This is a genomic window from uncultured Chitinophaga sp. (assembly GCF_937874145.1).
In the GTDB taxonomy this organism is placed as follows: domain Bacteria; phylum Bacteroidota; class Bacteroidia; order Chitinophagales; family Chitinophagaceae; genus Chitinophaga.
Window position 1 is genome coordinate 1 of the sequence record NZ_CALNBI010000271.1, and the last position, 2993, is coordinate 2993.

Annotated in this window: 3 protein-coding genes; 2 read left to right on the forward strand and 1 reads right to left on the reverse strand. The window is 53.9% G+C overall.

The genetic code is table 11. The features are described 5' to 3' along the window. Positions 1-279, reverse strand: a 279-nt coding sequence (locus Q0510_RS13460; protein WP_298712556.1) for a carboxypeptidase-like regulatory domain-containing protein, incomplete at its 3' end; no start/stop codon positions are given. A 406-nt stretch (positions 280-685) separates the two neighbouring features. On the opposite strand from Q0510_RS13460, the gene Q0510_RS13465 reads away from it, so the two are divergent. Beyond that, positions 686-1666, forward strand: coding sequence for a DUF6624 domain-containing protein (locus Q0510_RS13465; protein WP_298712559.1), 981 nt, complete (start codon positions 686-688; stop codon positions 1664-1666). Positions 1667-2115: 449 nt separating this feature from the next. Next, positions 2116-2993: ABC transporter permease (locus Q0510_RS13470; protein ID WP_298712562.1), on the forward strand; the 878-nt coding region annotated here is incomplete at its 3' end.

Consider the following 2993-nt stretch of genomic DNA (forward strand, 5'->3'; position numbering starts at 1 on the left):
TTCGATGCCTTCTCCGGATTGGCGGGTGAATTGGATTTCGTTGGTTTTATAGCCGATGAAACTGGCGATCACGAAAAATGGCGGATCGCGGCGGGTTTCGAGGGTGAACCGGCCCAGGGAGTCGGCCTGTGCGAAGGAATTGGTGCCTTTGATGCCGATGGTGGCGCCGGGCAAGGGAACGCCGTCTTTCGACCGGATCAGGCCTTTTACATTCACTTGCGCGGATGCTGCGATACTGAGAAAAAGTGCGGGCAATGCCAGCAACAGGATTTTTTTCATGGTTGATAAAATTTTTGATAATTGCGGAAAAGGGAATGTTCAGCAACGAACGGGCATGTCCGGCTGGTTGGCGCCGCAACAATAAGGTCTGATGAATAATCTGTGTGTTTTCATGAATGGGGGTGTCTGATCGGGGTTAAAGGTATAACTTATTTCCTATTAACCTATAGGCTTTGTAGAGTAATATATTTTAGTAATTCGTTATTAACTGATTATTCGTTCTTTATTAAACTAAAACACACAAAATTATCAAAATAATTACATATTCCGTCGACAAGAAGTAAAAATAATATCATGGGTAACGGAGCCGGTCAAACGAAACTTCCACCCAACTTTAACAAATCCTGCCATCCAATTTATTTATCTTAACGGAAGCAATCCATCCCTGCTATCCCAACGTCCTGTTATGAAATTCACCACTATTTGCTTCGCCCTTGTTTCCTGCCTGTCCGTTACTGCCCAGCAGCCGGGTACCTGGGTCCCCGAAGCCGCGAGCCGCGCCTCCTGGGACGCACACCTGCTCATGGAAGAGGGCCAACACGCAGCCGCCGCCACCCAGTTCAAAAAAGCCATCGCAGCCTGGAACGGCCGCGCCACCACTGACACCTGGCACGAAGCCGCCCGTGCATTCGGGCACACCGGCGACACCTCCGCCGCCACCGAAGCCCTGGAACAACTCTGCAGCATGAAAAGGTTCTTCGAACACGAAAGCATCCTGGCCGACAGTGCCTTTACCAGCCTCCGCAGTAATGCCCGCTTCATCGCCGCCGTCAATTGCATCAAAACCAACCAGCAAACACTCGCCCCCCATTACAACGCCCAATGGCGCAAATCGCTTCTGGATATGCAGCAGGCCGATCAAGCCATTCGCAACGCAATAGAAAAAGCCCGCACCGCCAACGCGCTCCCCGCCGATATCGACCGCCTGCTTGCCCGGCAAGATACCATCGACCATGCCAACAGCCAGGCTCTCGACGCGTTCCTCTCCCGGAATGGATGGCCCGGGCCCGATGTCATCGACTACTCCGGCGGCAACGCCATCATCCTCCTGCTCACCCACGCCAATCCCGACATCAAGCTAAAACATATCCACCTCGCCCGGCAAGCCGCTATAGCCAAAGCGATACATCCCGCGCAATTCGCCACCCTGCAAGACAAACTCTCCGTTTTTCAAAACGGTTACCAGGTATACGGCACGCAGGTCTATACCGAAAATGGCAAAGTAACCGTCTTCCCAATCGAAGACGAAGCCCATGTAAATAAACGCAGGAAAGAAATAGGCATGGATCCGATTGAAACTTACCTCAGCCATTTCGGCATCCAGTATCAATACGACCCCAACCAACCGAAAACCGCCAGGGAAATCCCGCGTATCAGCCATAAATAAGCGTCAGGGTATGAACCGGGATGCAATATGCGAACGATCCGCGATCACTTCCATCAACAAATCAGAATACGTCTATCCTTTGCCCTGCTCCAGCGCCTCCGGCTCCCGGCGGAAGCGCTCCTGGTTAAAGGCGAACCGGGATGCAGCTTACTTTCATAATATTGCTTCGTCACCGCATAGCCCAATGCTTCGCGGCTTTGATCCACGTCTTTCCAGTTGATCTCCGCCTCACCCGTCCCGGCCATCGCCCCGAAGCCCCCATGCAACAGGCCGTTAAAGGCATCCAGGCTGTTGCCCGGCTGCCAGTCTTCCCCGGAGGCTGTCCGCCAGCGGACGGAAATTGTCCGATTCCGGACGTTTACAACTACCCGGATTCCCCCAAACCCGTTCCCCGTAAGCCTCCCGCATTATGGCAAGGTGCTTGCCCCCATCCGGCATATCTTTATCTTATGGTCAGGAATTACATCAAGATAGCTTTCAGGAACCTCTGGAAGCACAAGTCCTTCTCCGCGATCAATATCGCAGGGCTTGCCGCAGGCCTCACCGCCTGTTTCTTCATCCTTTCCTACGTCCGCTTCGAGCTGAGTTATGATAACTTCCATAGCAAGGCCGACAGGATCGTGCGCCTGCGCGACGATGTCATCACCCCCACCGAAACCATCCCCAACGGCATTTCCGTTTACCCCGCCGGGCCTGCCATCACAGCGGATTTCCCCGAAGTGGAATCCATGGTGCGCGTCTCGCAGCAGGAGATGATCTTCATACAGGGCGATAGAAAATTCCGGGAAACGAACATTCTCCTGTCGGACTCCACCTTCTTCCGGATCTTCGATTTCAAGCTGGTCGAAGGCCATGCCGGTTCAGTGCTCGCAGCGCCCGGCAGCGTCGTGATCACGGAAGCAATGGCCGCCAAATATTTCGGCGAAGCCCCTGCTATGGGTAAAACGATCCAGATCCCGCAGGACGACCGGACGTTGTCCCTTACCGTCACCGGCATCATGGCTCCCATGCCCGAAAACTCCCAACTCCGGGGAGACGCCGTCGTTAGCCTGTCCACCGCCCGGGAAGCCTACGCCGGTTTCCTCGACAACTGGACCAACCACGCGCCTTACACTTACCTGCTCCTCAAACCCGGCACCGATTATAAAGCCCTCGAAGCCAAATTCCCCGCTTTCCTGGAAAAACACATCGGCAAAACGATGGACGACTTCCAGATGCACTATACTTACCACATCACGCCGATAAAAGATATTTACCTCAGCTGGGGCGCACTCAGATACGCCGGCATCACGGGCAGCATCGGCAACGTCCGCATTTTTACTATCGT